Origin of the sequence: Delftia sp. GW456-R20 (assembly GCF_001622915.1) — a bacterium.
GTDB lineage: Bacteria > Pseudomonadota > Gammaproteobacteria > Burkholderiales > Burkholderiaceae_C > Comamonas > Comamonas acidovorans.
Map to the genome: position 1 here is coordinate 3,379,196 of NZ_LWCN01000004.1, position 23,999 is coordinate 3,403,194.

The following is a 23,999-nucleotide window of genomic DNA, read 5'->3' on the forward strand; positions in this document are numbered from 1 at the left end:
AAGCGAAGGCCCGACAGGGCTTGCAAAGAGAATCAGCGCTCAAACGCCGCCGAAGCTGCAGCCATCCGCCGCAGATACGCCGGATCCTCCTGCAGGCAATGCACGTAGCTCACCTCGTCCTCCACCAGCTCCTCCATCCGCTGCGCAGCCCCGCAAATGGCCTGCAGCGCATTGGCCACCACCTCCAGATTGCGATGGCCCTCGGGCCGCTCCAGCCAGGCCAGCGCCAGCTGGCCCAGGGAATACACCTCGCTGCTGCCCTGCAGCGTCAGCCGGCCGATCTCGGTCACGGCATGGCTCAACTGCTGCGGCGTGGGCTGGGTCAGGGTTGTGGAAGCGGTACTCATGGCGCAACCCCTCCCACGGCAGACGCGCCAGCGTGGGGCGCTTGATGGGAGGAGGGGAAGGCAGAAATGGAAATGCCGTACATGATTTCGTACTCCTTTGCGAGAGAACAAAACCACCGGCCCGTGTTCTTACGCACAGACAGGTGGACGGGATGTTAAGAACACGTGCAAAGCCGTGCGGACGCCCTTGCGGGTAGCCCCATCCCGCCCGTAACCGCAGGGACGTGGGCATGCACCCACGATCCGACAATTCAGACGTGACAAGGCCTCGCTCACGGGGAGGCCGCACCGCTTTACACGCAGGTGTTCTTACGCACCAGCCCCTGAACAGGGGGCCGCCGCAATGATAGAGGCTTTCAAGACGGCAAACGCCCCGAAGCCCCAGGCCGAGCACAGCGAAGGCCCGGGCCAACTCCCCGTATGTCAGCGCCTGCGACGTGGCGGTTGCGGGGTTGCAGTCCTGCCGCAGGACAGGACTGCTTCGTCATCTGACTCGCCGTGATTGTTTGAACGTAGCTCGCAGAGCGAAGTGAGTTTCACGGCGAACCCCGCAACCGCCACGGCGCAGGTTGCCCCGCAGCGCAGCGAAGGGGTCGCGGACATTCGGGGTGTACGTGTCAAGGACATGGGTAACAACTCAGCTCACAGACATGGGTAACACTTCAAGCTCACATAGTCCTTCTGGGGTCCTCGCACATCCTCTTCGTTGAAGCAGCCCAGTCGCACCGGCCCCAGATACACATCCCACTGGCCAGCGGCCACTTCCTGCATCCCGATCCACTGCCCCGCCAGCAGGTAGCCGATGTAGACCCGCAGCGCTCGCCAGTAAATCAGGCCGTTGTGGCTGACTCGAACTCGTTCCCAATGCTTCGGGTACTGCAGCTCGGGTAGCTTTGAGGGGTATGGCCTGGCCGAGTCGCTGTAATGCTGGGCCGGCATGCTTTGCTGCAAGGCCTCATGCGGGCGCTGCTGGTTGTAGTGCTCCACAAAGGCATCGAGCTGCATCTGCAATGCCGCTTTGTCCGCCGCAGGCTCTTTGCCCAGGGCATGCTTGAGCGTGCGGTGCATCCGCTCGTGGCGACCGTTTTGCTGTGGCTTGCCCCTCTCGATGCGCTCCGGCCTGATGCCCAGCCTTATCCACCATATCGCCAGGCGTGACAGGCCCGCCACGCCAGTAGTCGCGAACGGCGGACCGTTGTCACTGCGTATGCGCTCGGGCAGTCCGTATTGCCGAAACACCTGTTCAAAGCTGCGTTTGGCATCCTCGTAGTTGGGGCTGTCGTAGACATGCACGGCCAGCAAATAGCGGCTGGCGTGGTCCATGATGGTCAATGGATAGCACCAGTGACCATCGGCTGTCTTGAACTGGCCTTTGTAGTCTGCACTCCACACCCCATTGGGCTGCTTGCTCGTTCGCAAGGGCTGGGCCGTAGGCACCGAGCGTCTGCGTACACGCCTGCTGCAAACAAGCCCCTCAGCCTTCAGCACGTTGTAGATGGTGGTTTTGCTGGGTGTCTCCTGTGGGCCCCAACGCTGCAGGAGCAAAGCGTGCAGCTTCTTGGGCCCCATCTGTGACCTTTGCTGCGTGCGCAGCTCAATGATGGCCCGGCGCTGTGCATAGCTGATCGCCTGATTGTTCCCGTGGGGCCTGCGACTGCGCTCTTGCAATCCATCCATGCCCAGTTGGCGGTAACGCTCAACCCACTTGTAGGCCGTCTTGCGGCTGATGCCGTAGCGCCTGCACAGCTCGCTCAGCGACACGCCACTGCGCAGATGGTCGGCTATGAAGAGCAGTTTCTCGTCCATGGGTGCGCACTCCTTCCAGGGCATGGTGATCGCTCCTTGGCTGCTGTTGGCTACAGCTGCCAAGCTTGGATCTGTTACCCATGTCCTTGTACTGATGTGTCACCTATGAGTGTGAGTCGTACCGGTCGTCTTTCTTTTGCCTCCTTTTCTTTGACGAATCAAAGAAAAGGAGGTCGGCCGCCGGGCCGAAACCCGGCCTCGAAAAGAAACGCCCCGACAGGGGCTTACAAAGAGAACCAGCGCGGAAACGCCGCCAAAGCAGCGCCATCCACCGGCCCGCGAAAACCCTGTTGCCACCCCTCTCCAATCCCCACAACATGTCGCCCGGACGTAACAAACCGCAACCGGGCCACAGGCCCCGCGCAGGAGACACCATGACCGCCTTGCCCCGCTGGATGAAGACAGCCGCCCTGGCCATGGCGCTGGCGATGCCGCTGGCCGCCACTGCCCAGGAGCCGCCGCGCACCGTAGCGGGCGTGGCCTATCCCGCCCAGGCGGGGGTGGGCGGCCAGACGCTGCAGCTCAATGGCGCGGGCATCCGCTACAAGGCCATCTTCAAGGTCTACACGGCGGGCCTGTACCTGGAAAAGCCGGCCGCCAGCCTGCAGGAAATCGCGGCCCTGCCCGGCCCCAAGCGCGTGAGCGTGACCATGCTGCGCGAGATCGATTCGGCCGAGCTGGGCAAGCTGTTCGCGCGCGGCATCGAGGACAACATGGAGCGCGCCCGCTTCTCGCGCCTGGTGCCCGGCGTGCTGCGCATGAGCGACATCTTCACGCAGCACAAGAAGCTGCTGCCGGGCGAGAACTTCTCGGTGGACTGGGTGCCGGGCCAGGGTGCCCAGGTCTTCGTCAAGGGCCAGGCCCAGGGCGCGCCCTTCCAGGAGCCCGAGTTCTTCCAGGCGCTGCTGGGCATCTGGCTGGGCCCGCACCCGGCCGACGATCAGCTCAAGAAGGCATTGCTGGGCGGTTGAACGGCTGCGCGGGCTCCTGCACCGGCCCGGCAAAGCGCGCCTGGATCTCCAGTCCCGTGGCACCGGGCAGGGCCGTGAGCGTCCAGCCATGGGCGCGCGCAATCTCCAGGCAGATGGGCAGGCCCAGGCCCGCGCCCAGGTCGCGCCGCTCGCTGCTGCGCCAAAAGCGCTCGAAGATGCGCGGCAGGTCCTCGGGCGGCACGCCACGGCCCTGGTCCAGCACCGAAAAGCCCAGGCCGCAGGCCTTCACGGTGACGGTGGCGCCCTGCGGGCTGTGCTGCACGGCGTTCTCGATCAGGTTCTTGAGCAGCACGAAGAGCGCGCCCCGGTCGGCACGCCAGGCAGGCGAGCCGTCCTTGACCTCGCAGTGGATGTGCACACCGCATTTTTCGGAGGCGCGGGCCATGAAGTCGCAGACCTCGCCAATGATGTCGGCCGGCGCAATGTCTTCCATGCGGTAGCGCTGGTGTTCGCAGACCTCGGCCAGGTGCAGCAGCTGCTGGACCTGGCGCGCCATGTGGTCCACGTCCTTGAGCAGCTCGGGACTGCGCCGGTCCTCGGGCTCCAGCTCGATCTGCACGCGCATCAGGGCCAGAGGCGTCTTGAGCTCATGCGCAGCCATGGACAGGAATTCCTGCTGGTTCCTGAAGCCGGCCTGCAGCCGGTCCAGCACGTGGTTGAAGGCCTCGACCAGGGGCGCGAACTCGCGCGGCAGGTCCTTGGGCTGCAGGCGCGTGCCCAGCGTCTGCGGGGTGATGCGCTGGGCATCCTGCGCGGCCACGCCCAGCGGCCTGAGCATGCGCTGCAGCGTGCGGTGCGTGGAGAACAGGAACACGACCAGGAAGACCACGCCGATGGCCACCATGCCCCGCCACAGCGCGGGCAGGCCCACCGATTCGCGCAGCCAGTCCACCATGCGGTCGCTGACGGCTATCTGCACGTGCCACGTCGTGCCGTCGTGGACCAGCGTGGCCGTGCCCGCGCGCATGACCACGCCGCCGCGCTCGTAGGCAAAGGCCTTGAGCTGGGGGTCGAAGCCCTGGCCGGTCTGCGTCAGCGGCTGCATTTCGCCGTTGGGGGCGAAGACCACGCGGCCGCGGGCGTCGGTGATGCGCAGCTGCATTTCCTCGCCCAGGCTGGTCAGCATCCAGGCCTTGAGTTCGCGCTCGCTGAACCCCTGGGGCACGCCCTTGGCGTCGAAGCTCACCCACTCGGCCAGCTTCTCGGCCGCATGCCCCATGCCGCGCTGCAGCGCGTAGCTGTCGAAGGGCTTGGCGACGAGGATCACCAGCGCGCCGACCAGCAGCGCGCTGAACACCATGCTCAACCCATAGACGGCCAGCAGCCGCGAGCGCAGGCTACCGGGCCAGCAAAGGTTCGCGAAGCGCATAGCCCTGACCCCGGATGTTGACGATTTCCATGCACGAGCCGGCCGCGGCCAGCTTGCGGCGCAGCCGGTGCAGGGCCACATCGAGGGCGTTGGGCGTGACCACGCTGCTCATGCCCCAGGCCGCCGCCTCCAGTGTGGAGCGGCGCACCGTGGCGCCGGCCTTGCGCACCAGGCTGAGCATGATCTGCAGCTCCGCCGGCGGCAGCGCGATGGCCGAGCCCGCGCAGTGCATGCAGGCCTGCTGCGGGCTGATGCTGATGTCGCCCAGCTGCGGCGCCAGCTCCTGCACCAGGGCCGGGCGGCGCAGCAGGGCGCGCACGCGGGCAATCAGTTCTTCCATGGGAAAGGGCTTGGTCAGGTAGTCGTCGGCACCGGCCTCCAGGCCGCCCACGCGGTCGCTGAGTGCGTCACGGGCCGTGAGCATCAGGCAGGGCGTGGAGCGGCCCGCGGCGCGCAGGCGCTGCACCAGTTGCAGGCCGTCGCCGTCGGGCAGGCCGCGGTCGATGACGATGACGCCGTAGTCGATGTCCTGCAGGGCCAGCCAGGCCGTGGAGATCTGGTGGAAGACGTCGGTCTCTATGCCGGAGTTGGCCAGCGAGCGGCTGACCAGCGTGGCCAGCCTGGCATGGTCCTCAATTAATGCGATGCGATTCATGGTTTCCGTCGTTGCCGCACAGGGACAGCAAATGCTCCCTGATCCCGGTGATGCGCTGCGGCGCCATGGGCTCGACCAGCACATGGATGACCCACAGGTCCTCGACCATGGCGCGGCATTGCAGGGCAATGTCCTCGGACACCAGATCGTCGGCGCAGGCCGCGTCCACGAAATCAAACCATATGTTCTGGAATCTTGCGCGGGTCAGCAACTGTGCGGCCGTCTTCTGGCCGCGCTGGCGGGACAGGGCATGCTCGCAGACGCAGCGCACGTAGGCGCGCAGGTGGCGTGCGGGGCCTGGCGGCTCCTCGGCCAGCGCCTGCAGCAGGTCCTCGCGGAACTTGAGGATGAGCAGCTCGAAGATCGTCTCCAGCCGCACTGCACGGTGCTGGCTGCATTCTTGGAAGCGCGAACCCAGGGAATACGCCTGGCCCGCCGCCTGGATACCTATCACGTCCTGGTAGATGGAGGCTTGCATTGCGATGGCACGTTCTGTCGTTTCAGGCTCCGTCGGTCCGCCGCGAGAGCGGCAAACCTTCGGGGAAAACGGCCATGCTCCCCGATTGCGTCTTACTGGCGACTTACCGGCCCCTGAATCTGCCCCATTACACCGGGAATATGCAGGCGGCCGGTTTGATCAATATTGGCTCAAATATCTTCCTGCCAGCCAGCAACATACCTGACCAGCGCCCACTGTGCCAGCCACAGTGCCATATAGCCAAAGGTCTCCACCAGCTCCTCCAGCACGATCACCTGATAATCAAACCATTGCTGCAGGACAATGAAGCCATGACCTTCCGCATTGGTGGATATCACCATGGCCGCGACAAATATCGCCAGGCTGAATATCGGCAGCGCCTTCTCGCGCACCAGGCGCTTGATGACCTTGTTCCAGACACCATGGCGCACAAACCAATAGCAGCACAGCAGCAGCATGGCACCCACCACCCATTTGACGGCGGGCCGGTACCACAGCACCTGGGAGCTGATCACCGGCCCCCACTTGCCAGCCTCCAGGCTGGGCAGGAAAGCCGCGCCCCAGGCCAGTTCACGCCCCAGAAAGGCCAGCCAGAACAGGGAGGCGATCCACCACAGTGGCGCTGCAAAGGAGCCCTTTTGCCGCCGCGCCGCAACCAGGGCCGCCACCATGCCCAGCAGCAGGGTCACGGCCTGGATATTCTCCAGGAATCCATTTTCCCAGCTCAGGCTCTGCGGCAATACAAAGCTCAGGGGGAAACTCAATACCAGCCCCGCCAACAAAGCCCAATTCCAAAGCCGCAGCAAGGAATCATCATGGTATTTGGACGCGGATATTCTTGTTTTTGAAAGGGAAGCAGTCATTTTGATACAGGGCGTCTGGCGCTTTATCTGTTGATATGGTTTTTGCAAGCACGCAATATCCCGGAATACTTACCAGGAAGCCGGAAAAATGGCGGGCGCACGGGCCTTCCCGCCGTTTTTCATTACAGCAGACTTGCCACCAGATTGCAGCACTGTGTCAAATTTGCCCTGCCGGGCGCGCAGTTGGCACCGCAGCCCGGCCAGGGCGGGCTGGGTTCAGGCGACGCGGACCGCGCGCGGGGGCAGCGCCGCCAGGGGCGCGGGCTGCACCAGGTCGCGGTAATAGTTGGGCAGCGCGAACAGTGCGGGGTGCACTTCGGCGTTGTAGTAGCGCAGGTCGGGCAGGCGGCGCTCGGCCAGGCGCTGGCGCAGCTGGGCGGGGGGCAGCGCCGCCGCATCCAGCGTGTCGGAGGCCACGGCCAGGCCCCAGTAGGCGCCGTACAGGGGGATGTAGAGGCCGTAGCAGCGCACGATGGCAAAGCGCTCGCGCAGGCCGGCCACCAGCCGCGCCACCTGCTCGCCATGGAAGACGGGACTGCCCAGGTGCAGCACCAGGGCGCCGCCCGGCGCCAGCACGCGCTTCATGCGCGCCAGGGCCTGGTCGGAGTACAGCGCGCTGGCAGGCGTGTCGGGGTCGGTGAGGTCCATGAGGGCGAGGTCGAAGCGTTCTTCGGTGCGCTCCACCATGGCCATGCCGTCGCCTATGCGCAGCTGCAGGCGCGGGTCATCGAACACGCCGCGGTGCACCTGCTGCAGGTGCGTGCGCGCGGCCTGGACCACGGCCTCGTCCAGCTCGGCCACCACCACCTGCTCCATGGACGGGTGCTTGAGCAGCTCCTCGGCTGCGCCGCCATCACCACCGCCCAGGATCAGCGCCTTGCGCGGCGCCGGGTGGGCCAGGGCAGCGGGGTGGACCAGGGCCTCGTGGTAGAAGAATTCCTCGCCTTCGGAGGTCATGAAGCGCCCGTCCAGGCGCAGCACCTTGCCGAACTGCGGCGTATGCAGCAGCTCCAGTTCCTGATGGGGCGTCTGCACGGTTTCGCGCCGCGTGGCGCGCCAGCCAAAGCGCGCATGGGGCGTGAGCGCCTCCAGCGCCCAATCGCCCTCATCGGCCGCCGCCTCGTCCTTGGCGCCGGGGCCGATGTCGCCGCGCATGAGCTGCTGGCGCACCACGCGGCCCGGCGCGTAGACGGCGATCACGCCCTCCATCAGCGCGCGGGCCTTGCCCGAGTTGTCGGCGGAGAAGTTGCAGACGTAGACATCGACGGTGACGCAGCCGGTCTCGGGCCAGGTGTGTATGGCCAGGTGCGATTCGGCCAGCAGCACGGTGCCGGTGACGCCGCCGGGCTGGCCCTGGTAGTCCGGGAACTTGACCCAGCGGTCCTCCACCAGGGTCAGGCCAGCCTGCGCGGTCTGTGCGCGGCACAGGGCGGCGATGGCGTCGGCATCGAGCATGTGGCGCGCGTCGCCCTGGCATTGGTAGAGATCGGCGGTCAGGTGCAGTCCGTGCATGTGGCGTGCTTCCTCCTTGTCTGTGGCCGGATCGCGGCCAGGATGGCAAAGCAGACGACTCTAGCAAAAACATAAATCGCACCGTCAAAGTGCGTTAACCATCGCCAAATCCCATTCTTTTTCCAAAAAACCTGGAACTGTGCAAATCAGGCCAGTTCGGTCAGCGCATCGACAAAGCCGTCGGCATCGACCTGGCGCACGGGCTGGCCGTGGTTGTAGCCGTAGCTGACCAGCACCACGGGGCAGCCCGCGGCGCGCGCGGCCTGGGCGTCGTTGCTGGAGTCGCCCAGCATCAGCGTGCGCGCGGGGGAGGTGCCCAGGGCCTCGCAGGTCTTGAGCAGGGGCAGGGGGTCGGGCTTCTTGCGCTCGAAGGAGTCCCCACCGAAGACCTGCTCGAACAGCGGCGCCAGGCCCTTTTGTGCCAGCAGCGGCTGTGCGAAGGACAGCGGCTTGTTGGTCAGGCAGGCCAGCCGCAGGCCGCGCGCGCGCAGGGCCTGCAGGCCTTCGAGCACGCCCGGATAGACCTCGGCGAACTGGCCGTTGAGCTGCAGGTAGTGGTGCTCGTAGCGCTGCCAGGCCTGGCCGTAGATGGCATCCACATCGGCCGCGCCCACATGGGCCAGCACCGAGCGGATCAGGTGCTCCGAGCCCTTGCCCACCATGTTCTCGATGGCCTGCGGGGCGATGGCCGGCAGTTGCAGGTCCGCCAGCATGCGGTTGAGGGCTTCGGCGAAGTCGCCCAGGGTGTTGACCATGGTGCCGTCGAGATCAACGATGGCGGCGTCCAGTTGCGTGGAATCGAGGGGAATGAGGTGCACTTGCACGGCCTTGCAAACGGTTGAAGGATGTCGGGCACCGATCGTAGTGCCTGCGCAAAGCCGTTGGTGACAGCGGAGTCTTGCGGAACTCAGGTCCCGGACTGCAGCGGGTGATCGTGCGTGCCCTGAGCGCCCTGAGCGCCTTGAGCGCCGTGCGTGCCGTGTGTTCCATGCGCCAGCCAGTTTTCCCCGGCCTGCCAGCGCGCGGCCCAGGCGGGCAGCTGGTCGGCGGGCATGGGCCGGGCGATGCCGTAGCCCTGGGCCACGTGGCAGCCCATGTCGCGCAGGCGGCGCGCATGCTTGGGCGTTTCCACGCCTTCGGCCACCGATTCGAGCTGGAAGGTGCTGGCCAGCTGGATGACGCCTTCGACGATGCCCAGGTCGTCCGGGTCGGCCAGCATGTCGCGCACAAAGCTCTGGTCGATCTTGAGCGACTGCACGGGCAGCTTGCGCAGGTAGGTGAGCGAGGAGTAGCCGGTGCCGAAGTCGTCCAGCGCAAAGCGTATGCCCAGCTGCCGGCACTGGCCCATCACCTGGATGGCCTGCTCCATGTCGGCAATGGCGGCGCTTTCCAGGATTTCCAGCTCGATCAGGTGCGGCGGCAGGTCCGGGTGGCGGGCCAGCACCTGGGCCATCTTGGCGTGGAAACCGCCGTCCAGCAGCTGGTTGGCGCTGACGTTGATGCTCACGCACAGGTCCAGGCCCTGGCCGAACCAGCGCGCCGCCTGGGCCACGGCCTCGCCGATGACCCAGTCGCCCAGCGGCCGCTCCAGGTCGCTGCCCGCGATGAAGGGCAGGAACTCGCCCGGCGCGCGCAGGCCCTGGCGCGGGTCGTGCCAGCGCAGCAGGGCCTCGGCACCCACCAGCCTGCCGCCGCCCAGCTCCACCTTGGGCTGGTAGTGCAGCAGGAATTCGCCCTGCTCCAGCGCCTGGCGCAGCCAGCCCAGCTGCAGGCGGCGCGCATGGGCCTTGCGGTCGTTTTCCGGGTCGAACAGCTGGTAGCGGTTGCGCCCGGCCTGCTTGGCCACGCACATGGCCTGGTCGGCATGGCGCAGCAGCAGGTCGGGGTCGGCCTGGTCGTCGGGATAGAGGCTGACGCCCACGCTGGCGGTCACGGCCAGAAGCCTGTCCTGCACGGGCACGGGACGGCTGGCCGCCTCCAGCACCCGGTCGAGGATGGTGGTGCAGTGTTCGGCCGAGCCGATGTGCGACAGCAGCAGCACGAACTCGTCGCCACCGAGCCGCGCCAGCGTGTCCTCGGAACGCAGCACGCTCTTGAGGTGCGCGGTCACGCCCACCAGCAGGGCATCGCCTGCGGCCGCGCCGTGCAGGTCGTTGATTTCCTTGAAGCCGTCCAGGTCCAGAAAGCACACGGCCAGGGACCGGCCCTCGCGCGCCGTGCGCAGCATGGCCTGGTTGAGGCGCTCGATCAGCAGGCGGCGGTTGGGCAGGCCGGTGAGCAGGTCGTAGTGGGTGACGCGCTCGAGCTCGGCCTCGTGGGCCTTGATGTGACTGATGTCGGTGAAGACGCCGATGTAGTGCTCGATCTCGCCACCGGCGCCCTGCGCGGCGGAGATGGACAGCATTTCGGCGAAGATCTCGCCCGTTTTGCGGCGGTTCCAGATTTCACCGTGCCAGAAGCCGTCGCGCGTGATGCTGGCCCAGATCTGACGGTAGAACTCCGGGCCGTGCAGGCCCGAGGACAGCACGCGCGGCGTCTTGCCGATCACGTCCTCGGGCGCATAGCCGGTGATGCGGGTGAAGGCCGGGTTGACGCGCGTGATGCGCCGCCCCGGATCGACCACCATGATGCCCTGGTGGCTGCTGTCGAACACCACGGCGGCCTGGGCCAGCTCGCGCTCGAAGCGCTTGCGCTCGGTAATGTCCCGGGAGATGCCGAACAGGCCCGCGATGTGGCCTGCGGTGTTGCGCACCGGGCCCTTGGTGACAAGGAGGTCCAGCGTCCTGCCCGGCTCCACCGTCAGCTGCTCCTCATGCGTGGCCACCTCCTGGCGCAGCACAGCCTGGTCCTTCCTGCGGATGGCGCTGGCGATGCCGAAGGGAAAGAGCGCGAAGTCATCCTTGCCCACGATGTCCTCGGCCTGCCGGCCCACCAGGCTGGCGGCGGCCCGGTTGACCAGCAGGTAGCGCCCGCGCAGGTCCTTCACGAAGACGGCGTCCGAGGTGCCGGAGATCACCGAGTCCAGCAGCTGCCGCTGCATGTTGGCCTTGCGCAGCGAGCGCTGCAGCGTCTCGGCCAGCACGCTCACGGCCAGGCCGTTGACGGCCACCACGCCCCACTGCGCCCAGTCACGCACGGCGACGCCGTCGGTCTGGTCCAGGCTGTAGGCGGCAAAGGCCGTGGCCAGCAGGCCCGGCCCCAGGCCGCCGATCAGCGCGCTGACCAGCACGGGCAGCATGAACAGCAGCAGCAGCGAGCGTTCACCGAAATGGCTGGCCAGCGTGCTGCTGGCGGCCAGCACGGCCAGGCTCATGGCCAGGGCAAACAGATAGGAGGCCCAGACCGGAAAGCGGCGCGGCCCCATTTCCTGGGCGATGGCGGAGGCGCCGATGCCCTGCCCGGCCGGCACCGAGCACAGCGCGAAAAACAGCAGGAAGTCCGTGGCCAGCACAAAGAACAGCCCTTTGACGACGGAAAGCCAGCCGATATCCGCACTGCCTGCCAATGCGAACAACAGCTTGTCGGACAGAAGGATCCAGGCGAATGCGAGCAATCCGTAGCTCACCGTGATCAGTCCGATAAATCGGCGTCTTGCTGATTTGGCCATTTCAGCGTGGCACTCCCTGTGTGTATGGCTGTCCGGAATTATTGCCAATCCCTGCCCGCATTCACGTCGTCATTCACCGAAAACAGGGGCAATAAAACCATTTGCCGCTCTCTCTCTCATTCATAGAGAAATTGCATCGCAGGCATTTCCCGATGGAGGCAGGAATATCGGTGCGGCCCTTTTCCCGGGCTGGCCGCCTGCTCAGTCCGGGCTCTGGCGGCAGGGCTGCTGCTCGGTGCGGGCGGCCTCGGCATGCAGCCAGGCCAGGAAGGCCGCCACGGCGGGCCGCCGGGCGTTGCGCGCGGGGTAGACGGCAAAGTGGGCCTTGACGCGCAGGGCCCGGTCCATGCCGAAGGGGGCCACCAGCCGGCCGTCGGCAATGTGGCCGCCCGCATTCATGGCGCTTTCCAGCGCCACACCCAGGCCCTGCGTGGCCGCGTCCAGCGACATCTGGGCGCGGTCGAAACGCACGGCAAAGCGCTCTGGCGCGCGCAGCTGCGAGAACGACTGGAACCAGTCCGACCACTGGACGATGCTGACGTTGCTCTGGATCAGCGGCACATGCAGCAACTGCTGCACGCGCTGCAGCCCATGCTCGGCCACGAAGGCGGGGCTGGCCAGCGGCAGGATGTGCTCCTCGAACAGGGGCTCCACCTCCAGCTCCGGCCACTGCGCAATGCCGTAGCGGATATCGATATCGGCCTGGCCCAGCGCGAAGTCGCTGTGCGAATGCGCAGCCGACAGGTTCAGCGCAATGTGCGGGCAGGCCCGCGCAAAGTCCCGCAGCCGGGGCATGAGCCAGAGGCTGGCGATGCTGGGCGCGCAGTGCACGTAGAGGCTGTTGCTCATGCTGTGGCGCAGGTCCTCGGTGGCCGAGACGATGGCCGCCAGCGCGCCGCCCACCCGCTCCAGGTAGGCCTGCCCCGGGCGGCTCAGGCGCACGCCATGCGCGCTGCGCTCGAACAGGCGCACGCCCAGCTGCGCCTCCAGCTTGGCCACCTGGTGGCTGACGGCCGAGGCCGTCAGGTGCAGCTCGGAGGCCGCCAGCGCGAAGCTGCGCCGGCGCGCCACGGCCTCGAAGGCCTGCAGGTGGGCACTGCTGGGAATGGATGCCATGGCAAGTTCCTCGAGGACACGGGCAGCTCACGGGCAGACACCGGAAGACCCCGGGAGACCCCTTACTTGAGCTGAAGAACCGTCATCTTAGGCTGATGAAACATCGTTTGTCTTCATGCTCGCGACAGCCCAAGATCGCTGCATCCACCACCACTACAGCGGAGACAGGCACATGCTGCTCAAGGACAGGGTCGCCATCATCACCGGCGGCGCAGGGATCAACGGACTCGGTTTTGCCACGGCGCGCCAGATGGCCGCCCAGGGGGCCCGCGTGGCCATCCTCGACCTGGAGCGGGCCGATCCGGCCGGCGCGGCCGCGCGGCTGGGCGACGGGCACCTGGGGCTGGTGGCCGATGTGACGGACAAGCCCTCGTGCGAGGCGGCCGCCGCTGCCGTGCTGCGCGCCTTCGGGCACATCGATGCGCTGGTCAACAACGCGGGGATCACGCAGGCCGTGGGCACGCTGGAGATCGGCGGGGCCGACTACGACCGCGTGCTCGACGTGAGCCTGCGCGGCACCCTGTACATGTCCCAGGCCGTGCTGCCGGCCATGCGCAGGCAGCAAGCGGGCGCCATTGTCTGCATCTCCTCCGTCTCGGCCCAGCGCGGCGGCGGCATCTTCGGCGGACCGCACTACTCGGCCGCCAAGGCCGGCGTGCTGGGGCTGGCCCGCGCCATGGCGCGCGAGTTCGGCGGCGATGGCATACGCATCAACTGCGTCACGCCGGGCCTGATCGAGACCGATATCACCCAGGGCAAGCTCGGCCCCGAACGCAAGCGCGAGATCTCCGCCACGATTCCGCTGGCACGCCTGGGCCGCGCCGACGATGTGGCCGGCGCCTGCGTATTCCTGGCCAGCGACCTGGCCGCCTATTGCACGGGCATCACGCTCGATGTGAACGGCGGGATGCTCATCCACTGAGCCCCGCGCACCTGGCCATGGCCTGCATGGCCGCGCACAACCCAAGCAAAGGAGACAAGACCATGCAACGCACGCTTTTCCACCGCGCCGCCCTGGCCGCCTGCGCCCTGCTGCTGCCGGCCCTGGCCTGTGCCCAGGCCGTCAAGCTCACGCTGGGCCATGGCGCCGCGCCCGACAATCCACGCCACCTCGCATCGCTGAAGTTCGCCGAGCTCGTGAAGGCGCGCAGCGCGGGCCGCATCGAGGTGCAGGTCGCCCCCTCGGCGCAGCTGGGCGACGACGCGGCCATGGTCACGGCCCTGCGCACGGGCGCGCTGGACCTGTCGGCCAATTCCCAGGGCGCGGTGGCGGCGGCCGTGCCCGAGTACGCGGCTTATGGCATGCCGTTTCTGTTCGCCACGCCGGCCCGGGCCTTCCAGGTGCTGGACGGGCCGCTGGGGCGCGAGCTGGCCGACAGGTCGGCCGCCAAGGGCATGGTGGTGCTGGGCTACTGGGACAACGGCATACGCCACATGACCAACAGCAAGCGGTCCATACGCAGCGTGGACGATCTCAAGGGCCTGAAGATGCGCACGCCGCCCGACGCGGTGCTGGTGGACATCATGCAGGCCCTGGGCGCCGAGGCCCAGCAGATCAAGTTCGCCGAGCTGTACGTGGCCCTGCAGCAGGGCGTGGTCGACGGCCAGGAGAACCCGCTGGCCAACTTCCACGCCAGCAAGCTGTACGAGGTGCAAAAGCACCTGACGCTGACTGGCCACATGTTCCAGATGACGCCGCTGATCATGGGCAAGCGCAGCTGGGACCGGCTGCCGGCCGCCGACCGCACGCTGCTGGCCGAGGCTGCGCAGGAGGCCACGGCCTACCAGCGCCAGCTGGCGCGCGAGGCCGACGACAAGCTGCTGGACGACATCCGCGCCAAGGGCGTGGAGGTCAGCACCATCGACGCGCGGGCCTTCGCCCAGGCCACGGCCAAGGTGCAGGACAAGTGGCTGGCCAGCCCTGCGGGCCCCTATATCGCCAAGGTCGTCAAGGCCGCAGGCGCGCAGTGAAGCGCAGGGAGCCATCCATGAACCTCATCGAACGCCTGGTCACGGGCCTGTGCCGCGCCGTGCTGTGGACCAGCACCCTGGTGATCTTCGTGATCCTGGTGTGCAACACCGCCCTGCGCTATGCCAGCGGCGCCAGCCTGCAATGGGCCAACGAGGTGCCCGAGCTGCTGTTTCCCTGGCTGGTGATGTCGGGCGTGGTGCTGGCCGCCGCCCATGGTGCCCACATCACCACCAGCTTTCTGGTCGAGGCCCTGCCGGCCCGCGTGCAGCGCGCCACGGCCGTGCTGGGCTGGCTGGCCGTGGCCGCCCTGTACGCCACGCTGGCCTGGTCCACGCTGAACATGCTGGAGATCGTGCATGACGAGCGCAGCCAGATCCTGGGCATTCCCGGCTCGCTGACCTATGGCTGCGTGATGGTGGGCATGGCGCTGCTGGCCTTGCTGGCCCTGCAGTCGGCCTGGCGCGCCTGCGTGGCGGGCGGGGGCCGGGCATCCGCAGGGGCTGCAGATGCGGCCGATGCCGCAAGTGCCGATGCCGAACCCGCGCGGCCCGTGGCCGCCGTGCACTGGTGAAGGGGGCAGGTCCATGTCCTTCATCATGCTTTTCGTCTTCATGGCGGGCGCCGTGATCGCCATGCCCATTGCCCACGCGCTGCTCATGGGCGCCATGGCGGCGGCGGCCACATCGGACCGCGTGCCGCTGGACCTGCTGGTGCAGCAGATGGTGGCCCAGGTGCAGAGCTTTCCGCTGATCGCCATTCCGTTCTTCATGCTCACCGGCTCGCTGATGATGGGCGGGCGCCTGGGCGAGGCCCTGGTGGGCGTGCTGTCGGCGCTGATAGGGCGCTTTCACGGCGGGCCGGCCCAGGTGGGGGTGATGTCGTCCACGCTGTTCGGCGGGGTGTCGGGCTCGGCCGTGGCCGATGCCTCGGCCATCGGCTCGCTGATGATCCCGTGGCACAGGCGGCTGGGCTACCCGCCCGCGTTCTCGGCGGCCACGCTGGCGGCGGCGGCCACCATCGACATCCTGATCCCGCCGTCGATCCCCATGATCCTGTTCGCGCTCAGCGCCAATGCCTCGATTGCGGCGCTGTTCGTGGCGGGCATCGTGCCGGGGCTGCTGATGTGCGCGGGCTTCATGGGCGTGTGCTGGTGGGTGGGCCGCAGGCGCGGCTTTCCGCGCGACACCACGCCCTTTGCCTGGCCCGCCTTCCGGCGCCACCTGCTATACGCCAGCCCGGCCCTGCTGCTGCCGGTGCTGATCATCGTGTTCCTGCGCTTCGGCATCGCCACGCCCACCGAGGTGGCCGTGCTGTCCACGCTGTATGCGGGCCTGGTGTCGGCCGCCATCTACCGCGACCTGGGCTGGCGCCGGCTCAACGATGCGGTGGTGCATGCGGGCCTGGCCACGGGCGTGGTGCTGCTGGTGATCATGGCCTCGTCGGCCATCGGCTGGCTGCTGACCTTCGACCGCATGCCCGACGGCATCGTGCAGTGGGTGCAGTCGCATGTGCATTCGGCCTGGCTGGTGATCGTGCTGATGAACCTGCTGATGCTCTTCATCGGCATGTTCATCGACCTGCCGGCCGCCGTGCTGCTGCTCACGCCGGTGTTCGTGCCGCTGGCCCAGAGCATCGGCATGGACATGACTCAGCTGGGAATCATGATGGTCGTGAACCTGGCCCTGGGGCTGTACACGCCGCCCGTGGGCACGACGCTGTTCATCACGAGTTCGCTGGCCCGGGTCAAGGTGGGCCAGACCGTGCGCGAGCTGATTCCCTTCTACCTGGTGGCGCTGGCCGTGCTGGCGCTGGTGTCCTATGTGCCGGCCAGCATCCTGCGCTGAGCCGCGCGCCCTTCCATCCCGAGGAGACGATGCATGAACCAAGAACTGCAACAGCGCCTGGACCGGCTCGCGGCCTGTGCCTGGCGCATACGCCGCCGCGCCCTGCAAATGGGCGAGGTGCAGGGCCAGGGCTACATAGGGCAGGCCCTGGGCTGGGCCGATGTGCTGGCCGTGGCCTATGGCGACGCGCTGCGGCTGCGGCCCGATGAGCCCGGGTGGGAGGGCCGCGACCGCTTCCTGCTCTCGCACGGCCACTACGCCATCGCCTTCTACGCGGCCCTGGCCGAGGCGGGCATCCTGTCCGACGAGGAACTCCAGACCTATGGCAGCGATGACAGCCGCCTGCCCATGTCGGGCATGGCCAGCTATACGCCGGGCATGGAGATTTCGGGCGGCTCGCTGGGCCAGGGCCTGCCGATCGCCGTGGGCATGGCGCTGGCGCTGCGCCACAAGGGCAGCGATGCCTTTGTCTACAACTCCATGTCCGACGGCGAGCTGGACGAGGGCTCGACCTGGGAGGCCGCGCTGTCCGCAGCCCACCACGGCCTGGACCGGCTGATCTGCCTGGTGGACGTGAACAACCAGCAGGCCGACGGCCCGTCCACGCGCATGCTGGGCTTCGAGCCGCTGGCCGACAAATGGGCCGCCTTCGGCTGGCATGTGCAGCGCGTGGACGGCAACGACCTGGCCCAGGTGGTGCAGGCCTTCGACGCGGCGCGGGCGCTGGCCGAGGACCGGCCCCGCGTCATCCTGTTCGACACGCTGATGGGCAAGGGCGTGCCCTTCCTGGAGCAGCGCGAGAAGAACCATTTCATCCGCGTCGATCCGCCCGAGTGGCAGCAGGCCATCGCCATCCTGGACGCATCGCAACCCCTGGAGCCCGCCCTGCCATGAACATGCCTCTTGCCACCCCCAAGCCCCGGCCGACCACCTCGGCCATGATCGCCTCCATCGCCGCCGAGGGCCAGCGCGTGCAGGCCGCGCCCTTCGGCAAGGCCCTGGTGGAGCTGGCCGCCAGCCGGCCCGATGTGGTGGGCATGACGGCCGACCTGGCCAAGTACACCGACCTGCACCTGTTCGCTCAGGCCCACCCCGAGCGCTTCTTCCAGATGGGCATGGCCGAGCAGTTGCTCATGGCCGCCGCCGGCGGCATGGCCAAGGAGGGGCTAACGCCCTTTGCCACCACCTATGCGGTGTTCGGCACGCGCCGGGCCTATGACTTCATCCACCAGGTGATTGCCGAGGAAAACCTGGACGTCAAGATCTGCTGCGCCCTGCCCGGCCTGACCACGGGCTACGGCCCCAGCCACCAGGCCACGGACGATCTGGCCATGATGCGGGCCGTGCCGGGGCTGACCATCGTCGATCCCTGCGATGCGCTGGACATCACCCAGGCCGTGCCCCAGATCGCGGCGCACCGCGGCCCCGTCTACATGCGGCTGCTGCGCGGCAACGTGCCGCTGGTGCTGGACGAGTACGACTACCGTTTCGAGCTGGGCAAGGCGAAGATGTTGCGCGAGGGCCGCGAGGTGCTCATCATCTCCAGCGGCTTCATGACCATGCGCGCGCTGGAGGCCGCACAGCTGCTGGCCGCCGACAACGTGGGCGCCGCCGTGCTGCACTGCGCCACCATCAAGCCGCTGGATGTGCAGGCCATCGTGCAGGCCGTGGCCAGCGGGCCGCGCCTGGTGGTGGTGGCGGAGAACCATTCGGTGGTGGGCGGCCTGGGCGAGGCCGTGGCCGGCGCCCTGCTGGAGCGCGATGTGCGGCCCGCGCGCTTTCGGCTGGCGGGCCTGCCGGACGCCTTCCTCGACGCGGGCGCCCTGCCCACGCTGCATGAGCGCTACGGCATCAGTGCCCAGGCGCTGGCGGGGCGCATCCGGCAGTGGCTGGACTGAACGCCCGGCGTTGTGGCAGCGGGCGCTCCAGAGCAAAGCAAAGCAAAGCAAAGCAGTGCAGTGCAGTGCAGATGAGGGCTACTTGGCGGGATCCCCGTCGCGCAACGCCAGCAAGTAGCCCATGCCGCGCACCGTGTGCAGCAGCTTGACCGCATAGGGATCATCGAGCTTGCTGCGCAGCCTGCACACCGCCACATCCACCACGTTGTTCAGCGCATCGACGGGCAGGCTCCAGACCTGCTGCACCAGTTCGGCGCGCGTGACCACATCGCCCTGGCGCTGCAGCAGCAGCCACAGCACGGCGAATTCCTGGCGAGTCAGGTCCAGTCGCCGGCCGGCACGCTCGGCCCGCTTTTTCGACAGGTCCAGCACCAGATCCGCCAATGTCAGGCGCAGGCCCTCCTGGCCGGCCGCGCCTCGCATCCGCAGCCGTGCACGGGCCAGGAACACCGGCAACCTGACGGGTTTGACCAGGTAGTCATCGGCGCCGTTCTGCAGGCAGAACACCTGGTCCTCCAGACTGTCGTTTGCGGTGACCACGATGGTGGGCGTGTCGCCCGCCTGGAGCAGGGTCTGCAGGACCGCACGCCCGCTCTGGCCAGGCAGGTCCAGATCCAGCACGAGCAGGCTGTAGGCGCGGCTCAGTGCCAGGTTGCGGCCCTGCAGACCGTCATGCACGACATCGACGTTGAATCCGTCCTGGCACAGGCCCTGGCACAGGTACTGCGCCGACGGCGGGTGGGCATCCACGATCAGGATCTTCATGTCTTTTCCTTCGCACGCGGGCACAGGCGAGGCTCAGGCCAGCACCTGCCGGAGGATCTGCTGCTGCCGCCTGGCCCATTTCGTGCCAATGCGAATGGCATCGCGCTGCTGTGAGGAGGCAGAAGCGAAGAAGACCGTTTCACTGATCTGCAGGCGGTGAAACAGCCGCCGCATCTGCAGGGATCGGGCCCTCAGCGAGCCTTCCGGCGCCAGGGATTCCCCGTGCTGCGCCGAGAACATGGACGCGGCCTGCTCCAGGCAGCGCTGGGCATCGGGCGTGGTCGCGGGCACGGCACGGGGCTCGCACAGCCGGGCCTTGGCCACCAGGGGGTTGTGGCCCACCACCAGCCCCCAGGGACGCATGGCGGTCGAGGGATTGACCGACAGCGCCTCCAGCTTGGTGAGCCCGAACACGCGCGCCAGGCGCAGGCGCATGGCCAGCAGCGGGGCATCTGGCTGTACCGCCTCGATGGCCGCGAGGGCCTCCTCCTCGTTGTCTCCGCCCACGGGCAGCAGCAAGGAACGCAGCAGCAGCCCGGCCAGCACGTCCCCCTTGGCCGCTGCAGCATGGAGCAGGGCCACGCCCTGTTCCATGGGTTCGATGTGCGTGGCATCACGCAGCACCAGTGCACCCAGACGGCGCTCGGCCTCGGGCAGCCCGTGACGTGCCGCCTTCTCCAGGCAAAAGCGTGCCAGGGTGGGATTGGCCACCGAGCTGCGGTAGTCGGAGCAGATGCGGAACAGGTGCAGCCAGGCGGTGACGATGCCGCCATCGGCAGCGCGCAGCAGCAGGGCTGCGGCCTTGCGCAGGTTCTGCGCATTCACGAGGTTTTCGGGAGCCAGGTGTGCACAGGGCAGCCCCGAAAGCGCCCGTCCAAGCACGTGGCAGGCGCGCACGTCGCCATTGGCGGCGCATCGGTCCAGGCTGGCTTCGATACAGCCCACGGTCAGCCGTCCCAGGCCATGGCCCGCCACCTCCGCCTGGTGGACCAGGTCGGCAATCAGCTGCTGCATGACCGGGCCATGAGCGGCATGAGGCAGGTCGCGCAGGAGCTCCAGCATCCGCACGGCGCGGTGCGACTGGCCCTTGGCCATGGCCTGCCGGGCCTCGCAGGCCATGACTTCGGCAATGTCCAGCGGCTGTATGGCGCGCAGGATCTGCAACGCCTGCAGCAGCTCGCCGGATGTGTGCGCAGACACGCTGCTTGCCAGATGGCTTGGCAGGGCGGCGCTGCACTTGCCAAGGCACTCCAGCGCCAGATCGAGCTCCCCCCGGATGAGATGCCATGCGGCAAGCTTCTGGCGCCCGACATCCTCATACTCCGCCGCGATCCTCAGGGTCTCCAGCAGCCCGTGCTCCAGCAACTCCCTGAGCGGCAGATGCAAGGCTATGCAGACCGAGGCCTGGCGCCTGACCTGAGGCAGTGCGGCCTGCAGATACTCCAACCCCACCGGGATGCTCCTGGAAACGCCGGGTCCCCCGGTCAGATACGCCTCCCCGAGCTGAAGCCTGGCACCCGTGTCCCCTCGCCTGGCCAGCATCCTCAGCTTGACATCCTCGCGCCGCATTTTTCTGTCCCCTCCTATCTTGCGATACCCGCTCACAGCCGTATCAACAACCCGATACGAATTGATTTTTTCTTCTTTACCGGATTCAACCCACGGGATGCTATCAATCTCCAGAATCCATCTACCCAACAGAAAAGTGACATTCAAGACATATTGAAGAAAGATAACTGCCATGAATGGAATTGCAATCCATTGGTGTTGGCCGGACGGAACATGTTGAGCCCTAAAAACCTGTGATTGGCTTGCCACCCCCCGTCGATTCCTTTTCAAGACTCCTGGCGCCGTCCTGTGAATTCTAGTATTTACAACAGCATCCGTTTTGAAATGGATGCGCATGGAATCCACATTCAATACAAGGACCAGGCATGAAATTCAATCGTATATTGGCGGCCGCACTGCCCGTCATTTCGCTGGCGGCCAGCGCGCAGTCATCCATCACCCTGTTCGGCATCGTTGACGTCAATGGGCGCTACGTGAAGAACAGCGATCTGCCCAGCAACATGACCATGAACAACAGCGGGCTGTCATCGGGCCGGTTTGGCTTTCGCGGCACCGAGGATCTGGGCGGCGGATTGAGGGCCGAGTTCTGGCTGGAGTCAGACCTCTATGCCGACACCGGCACGACAAACGCCAATGGCAAGTTCTTCCAGCGCCGCTCCACGGTGAGCTTGGCGGGCGGCTTCGGCGAGCTGCGCCTGGGCCGCGATTTCACGCCGGCCGCGCAAAATCCCACCAAGTTCGACCCGTTCAACGTGATCGGCCTGGCAAACTCCAACATCATCAGCCGCCTGCCTGGCACCTTCTCGAACTACTACCGCAGCGACAACGCCATCCAGTACTTCACTCCCAAATGGAGCGGTTTCCAGGCAGAAGTGATGTATGCCCTGGACGAAGACCCCGTGAGCAGCGCCGGCCGCCATTTCGGCAGCCGCCTGACCTACGACAACGGTCCTCTGAACCTGGCGCTCACCTATGGCTCGACCGATGTGAATGCTGCGGGCACCAAGCTCAAGCAATACGGCGCAGGCGCCTCCTACGATTTCGGCTTTGCCAAGCTGATGGGGTATTTCCAGCGCGAGGACCTGCCCTATGGCACCTATGGAACCCGCATCGCGGGCTCCGAGGACCGCTGGCAGGTCGGACTTACCGTGCCCGTGGGGGCGAACTACATCCGCGCCTCCTATGTGCGCACCGATTCGCGCCGTGGCCCGGTGGCCTTCAATGGCAGCGATGCCAACAGGTATGCGATCGGCTATGTGCACAACCTGTCGCGGCGCACGGCGCTGTACGGAACCCTTGCACGCGTGACCAACAAGGGCGGGGCCAATTTCAGCCTCAATGGCGGCACCACCGGATTGGCTGCGGGCGGCAGCTCCACAGGCGCTGAACTCGGCATGCGCCATAGTTTCTGAAGATTTCCACGCATTTGCGGCAATATGGCTGAAATGTCATCCGGCTGCCCGGATATATAGAAGCCGATGACTCTACAGTCTCCGCCATGGACTGAATACAGTTCATGGCGGATTTCATGAATCCGCCCATGTATCCGCCCTATTTCGGAGGCATATTCAATGAAATCCATATTCATATTGGGCACCGCAGCAATCGTCATGGCTGCATTGCCGGCCCATGCAGAACGCTTTGCAAACGGCAAATCCTATTACGGATCGCCCGCGCCTGCGGGCGTCTACCGTACTGTCGATCTATCGCAGAAAGCGCCCATCAATATCGCCTGCGGCGAAACCGTGAACTTCACCAGCCAGGGCCGCACATTCGCGTGGAAGGTCAGCTCCATCCAGCACAACCACGTCCCGGTGGCGCGCTTTGCGCCGCCCGGTTTCGACACGCAGGGCAAGAGCATCTTCGTCATGCCCGGAGAGCATGAGCTGGGCGGCTGAAAGCGCCGTTGGCAACGAAAAGGGCCCGCAATTCGCGGGCCCTTTTTTGCTGGAGGCAGGCCGAAGCTCAGGCGGCCAGGGCGCCGCGCATGGCGTCGATCACGGCCTTGTAGTCAGGCTTGCCGAAGATGGCGCTGCCCGCCACGAAGGTGTCGGCACCGGCATCGGCCACGCGGCGGATGTTGGTTTCCTTGATGCCGCCGTCCACTTCCAGGCGGATGTCGCGGCCGCTGGCCTCGATGCGCTTGCGCGCGGCCTCGATCTTGCGCAGCGTGCTGTCGATGAAGCTCTGGCCGCCGAAGCCGGGGTTCACGCTCATCAGCAAGATGAGGTCGATGTCGTCGATGACCCAGTCCAGCACGTCCAGCGGGGCGGCGGGGTTGAACACCAGGCCGGGCTTGGCGCCCTGGGCGCGGATGTTCTGGATGCTGCGGTGCACGTGGGCCGTGGCATCGGGGTGGAAGCTGATGTAGTCGGCGCCGGCCTTGGCGAAGGCCGTGGCCAGTTCGTCCACGGGCGAGACCATCAGGTGCACGTCGATGGGCACGGGCTGGCCGTCGGGCGTCTTCGCATGGGGCTTCAGGGCCTCGCAGATCATGGGACCGAACGTGAGGTTGGGCACGTAGTGGTTGTCCATCACGTCGAAGTGGATCCAGTCGGCGCCGGAGGCGATCACATTCTTGACCTCGTCACCCAGACGGGCGAAGTCGGCAGACAGGATGGAGGGGGCGATGCGGTAGGTGGGGCTCATGGCCTGCGATTGTCGCAGCTAGCCCATGCCGGCACCAGCGACGGCACAAAGCCATGGGCGGCGGCGCGTGGGGACGTTCGCAAGCCGGTACATTGCGGGTAGTTACCATTGCCGCCATGCCCATGAACGAGTTCCAGGTCCAGGTCCGCCCCGCCTTTTTGCCAGAGCAATCCGCTCCAGCGGCGGGCGTATACGCCTTCTCCTACACGATCACCGTGACCAATACCGGCCAGGTGCCGGGCCAGTTGATCGCGCGCCACTGGATCATCACCAACGAACTGGGCCATGTCGAAGAGGTCAAGGGCCTGGGGGTGATCGGCCGCCAGCCGCTGCTGCAGCCTGGCGAGACCTTCGAGTACACCAGCGGCTGCCAGCTGCGCACGCCCAACGGCAGCATGCAGGGCAGCTATCTGTGCATCAGCCACGAGGGCGAGGTCTTCGAGTGCAGCATTCCGCGATTCCAGCTGATATCCGGTGCCGGCGGCGACAGCTTTCCAGACCCTGACAACCGCGTGCTGCACTGAGCGCGTTCCTCGGGGGAGGCGCTAGTCTTCCGC

At 66.7% G+C, this 23,999-nt stretch carries 23 protein-coding genes; 10 read left to right on the forward strand and 13 right to left on the reverse strand.

Annotated features, from left to right (window positions below; all coding sequences use genetic code 11):
- Positions 1–32: 32 nt before the first annotated feature.
- Together A4F85_RS20415 and A4F85_RS20420 are read right to left on the reverse strand one after the other, a co-directional pair.
- The gene (locus A4F85_RS20415) at positions 33–347 is read right to left on the reverse strand and encodes a hypothetical protein (protein ID WP_034389625.1); all 315 of its coding nucleotides are present in this window, start codon (positions 345–347) and stop codon (positions 33–35) included.
- A gap of 642 nt (positions 348–989) precedes the next feature.
- On the reverse strand, positions 990–2,177 hold the full coding sequence (locus tag A4F85_RS20420) for an IS481 family transposase (protein ID WP_063327580.1): 1,188 nt from the start codon (positions 2,175–2,177) through the stop codon (positions 990–992).
- Positions 2,178–2,527: 350 nt separating this feature from the next.
- Here A4F85_RS20420 and A4F85_RS20425 point away from each other — a divergent pair, with 350 nt between their 5' ends.
- On the forward strand, positions 2,528–3,124 hold the full coding sequence (locus A4F85_RS20425; protein ID WP_013804690.1) for a chalcone isomerase family protein: 597 nt from the start codon (positions 2,528–2,530) through the stop codon (positions 3,122–3,124).
- Here A4F85_RS20425 and A4F85_RS20430 read toward each other — a convergent pair.
- From A4F85_RS20430 to A4F85_RS20465, 8 genes are all read right to left on the reverse strand, one after another.
- Complete coding sequence (locus A4F85_RS20430) at positions 3,099–4,514, reverse strand: sensor histidine kinase (RefSeq protein WP_063327581.1); 1,416 nt, start codon at positions 4,512–4,514, stop codon at positions 3,099–3,101. The genes A4F85_RS20425 and A4F85_RS20430 overlap by 26 nt on opposite strands.
- Positions 4,483–5,169 (reverse strand): response regulator transcription factor, encoded by a 687-nt coding sequence (locus A4F85_RS20435; protein ID WP_013804692.1) that lies wholly within the window; start codon positions 5,167–5,169, stop codon positions 4,483–4,485. The genes A4F85_RS20430 and A4F85_RS20435 overlap by 32 nt, the downstream gene beginning before the upstream one ends.
- Entirely contained in the window at positions 5,147–5,647 is a 501-nt protein-coding gene (locus tag A4F85_RS20440; protein ID WP_034389620.1) for a hypothetical protein, read from the reverse strand. The genes A4F85_RS20435 and A4F85_RS20440 overlap by 23 nt, the downstream gene beginning before the upstream one ends.
- A gap of 170 nt (positions 5,648–5,817) precedes the next feature.
- On the reverse strand, positions 5,818–6,510 hold the full coding sequence (locus tag A4F85_RS20445; protein WP_047219816.1) for a hypothetical protein: 693 nt from the start codon (positions 6,508–6,510) through the stop codon (positions 5,818–5,820).
- A 216-nt stretch (positions 6,511–6,726) separates the two neighbouring features.
- A complete protein-coding gene (gene speE, locus A4F85_RS20450) occupies positions 6,727–8,022 on the reverse strand; it encodes a polyamine aminopropyltransferase (RefSeq protein ID WP_063327582.1) in 1,296 nt (431 codons plus the stop codon).
- A 146-nt stretch (positions 8,023–8,168) separates the two neighbouring features.
- On the reverse strand, positions 8,169–8,840 hold the full coding sequence (locus A4F85_RS20455; RefSeq protein ID WP_404826771.1) for a phosphoglycolate phosphatase: 672 nt from the start codon (positions 8,838–8,840) through the stop codon (positions 8,169–8,171).
- Positions 8,841–8,929: 89 nt separating this feature from the next.
- Positions 8,930–11,575: a putative bifunctional diguanylate cyclase/phosphodiesterase gene (locus A4F85_RS20460; protein ID WP_231890584.1), complete on the reverse strand. Its 2,646-nt coding sequence runs from the start codon at positions 11,573–11,575 to the stop codon at positions 8,930–8,932.
- A gap of 255 nt (positions 11,576–11,830) precedes the next feature.
- Entirely contained in the window at positions 11,831–12,745 is a 915-nt protein-coding gene (locus tag A4F85_RS20465; RefSeq protein ID WP_063327584.1) for a LysR substrate-binding domain-containing protein, read from the reverse strand.
- Positions 12,746–12,917: 172 nt separating this feature from the next.
- Here A4F85_RS20465 and A4F85_RS20470 point away from each other — a divergent pair, with 172 nt between their 5' ends.
- The 6 genes from A4F85_RS20470 (at position 12,918) to A4F85_RS20495 (ending at position 18,459) form a co-directional block, all read left to right on the forward strand.
- A complete protein-coding gene (locus A4F85_RS20470; RefSeq protein WP_063327585.1) occupies positions 12,918–13,667 on the forward strand; it encodes an SDR family NAD(P)-dependent oxidoreductase in 750 nt (249 codons plus the stop codon).
- A gap of 62 nt (positions 13,668–13,729) precedes the next feature.
- Positions 13,730–14,716, forward strand: coding sequence for a TRAP transporter substrate-binding protein (locus tag A4F85_RS20475; RefSeq protein WP_063328045.1), 987 nt, complete (start codon positions 13,730–13,732; stop codon positions 14,714–14,716).
- 17 nt (positions 14,717–14,733) lie between these two features.
- Positions 14,734–15,288, forward strand: coding sequence for a TRAP transporter small permease (locus tag A4F85_RS20480; protein ID WP_063327586.1), 555 nt, complete (start codon positions 14,734–14,736; stop codon positions 15,286–15,288).
- Positions 15,289–15,301: 13 nt separating this feature from the next.
- A complete protein-coding gene (locus tag A4F85_RS20485) occupies positions 15,302–16,561 on the forward strand; it encodes a TRAP transporter large permease (protein ID WP_017406354.1) in 1,260 nt (419 codons plus the stop codon).
- Between the two features lie 33 nt (positions 16,562–16,594).
- Positions 16,595–17,455 carry a transketolase gene (locus A4F85_RS20490; RefSeq protein WP_063327587.1) on the forward strand — a complete coding sequence of 287 codons (861 nt, stop codon included), beginning with the start codon at positions 16,595–16,597 and terminating at the stop codon, positions 17,453–17,455.
- Positions 17,452–18,459: a transketolase family protein gene (locus tag A4F85_RS20495; protein ID WP_063327588.1), complete on the forward strand. Its 1,008-nt coding sequence runs from the start codon at positions 17,452–17,454 to the stop codon at positions 18,457–18,459. Before A4F85_RS20490 ends, A4F85_RS20495 begins: the two co-directional genes overlap by 4 nt.
- Positions 18,460–18,537: 78 nt before the next feature.
- Here A4F85_RS20495 and A4F85_RS20500 read toward each other — a convergent pair whose 3' ends face one another.
- Both A4F85_RS20500 and A4F85_RS20505 read right to left on the reverse strand, forming a co-directional pair.
- On the reverse strand, positions 18,538–19,224 hold the full coding sequence (locus tag A4F85_RS20500; protein WP_063327589.1) for a winged helix-turn-helix domain-containing protein: 687 nt from the start codon (positions 19,222–19,224) through the stop codon (positions 18,538–18,540).
- 33 nt (positions 19,225–19,257) lie between these two features.
- Positions 19,258–20,676 carry a hypothetical protein gene (locus A4F85_RS20505; RefSeq protein ID WP_231890585.1) on the reverse strand — a complete coding sequence of 473 codons (1,419 nt, stop codon included), beginning with the start codon at positions 20,674–20,676 and terminating at the stop codon, positions 19,258–19,260.
- 482 nt (positions 20,677–21,158) lie between these two features.
- Between A4F85_RS20505 and A4F85_RS20510 the strand changes: the two genes are divergently transcribed.
- Positions 21,159–22,205 (forward strand): porin, encoded by a 1,047-nt coding sequence (locus A4F85_RS20510; RefSeq protein WP_013804713.1) that lies wholly within the window; start codon positions 21,159–21,161, stop codon positions 22,203–22,205.
- 198 nt (positions 22,206–22,403) lie between these two features.
- Entirely contained in the window at positions 22,404–22,691 is a 288-nt protein-coding gene (locus A4F85_RS20515; protein WP_224986389.1) for a CzcE family metal-binding protein, read from the forward strand.
- A gap of 67 nt (positions 22,692–22,758) precedes the next feature.
- On the opposite strand, the gene rpe is transcribed toward A4F85_RS20515, so the two are convergent.
- The gene (gene rpe / locus A4F85_RS20520) at positions 22,759–23,442 is read right to left on the reverse strand and encodes a ribulose-phosphate 3-epimerase (protein ID WP_012202654.1); all 684 of its coding nucleotides are present in this window, start codon (positions 23,440–23,442) and stop codon (positions 22,759–22,761) included.
- A gap of 116 nt (positions 23,443–23,558) precedes the next feature.
- On the opposite strand from rpe, the gene apaG reads away from it, so the two are divergent.
- On the forward strand, positions 23,559–23,966 hold the full coding sequence (apaG, locus tag A4F85_RS20525) for a Co2+/Mg2+ efflux protein ApaG (protein ID WP_034389582.1): 408 nt from the start codon (positions 23,559–23,561) through the stop codon (positions 23,964–23,966).
- The last annotated feature ends 33 nt before the right edge of the window (positions 23,967–23,999 follow it).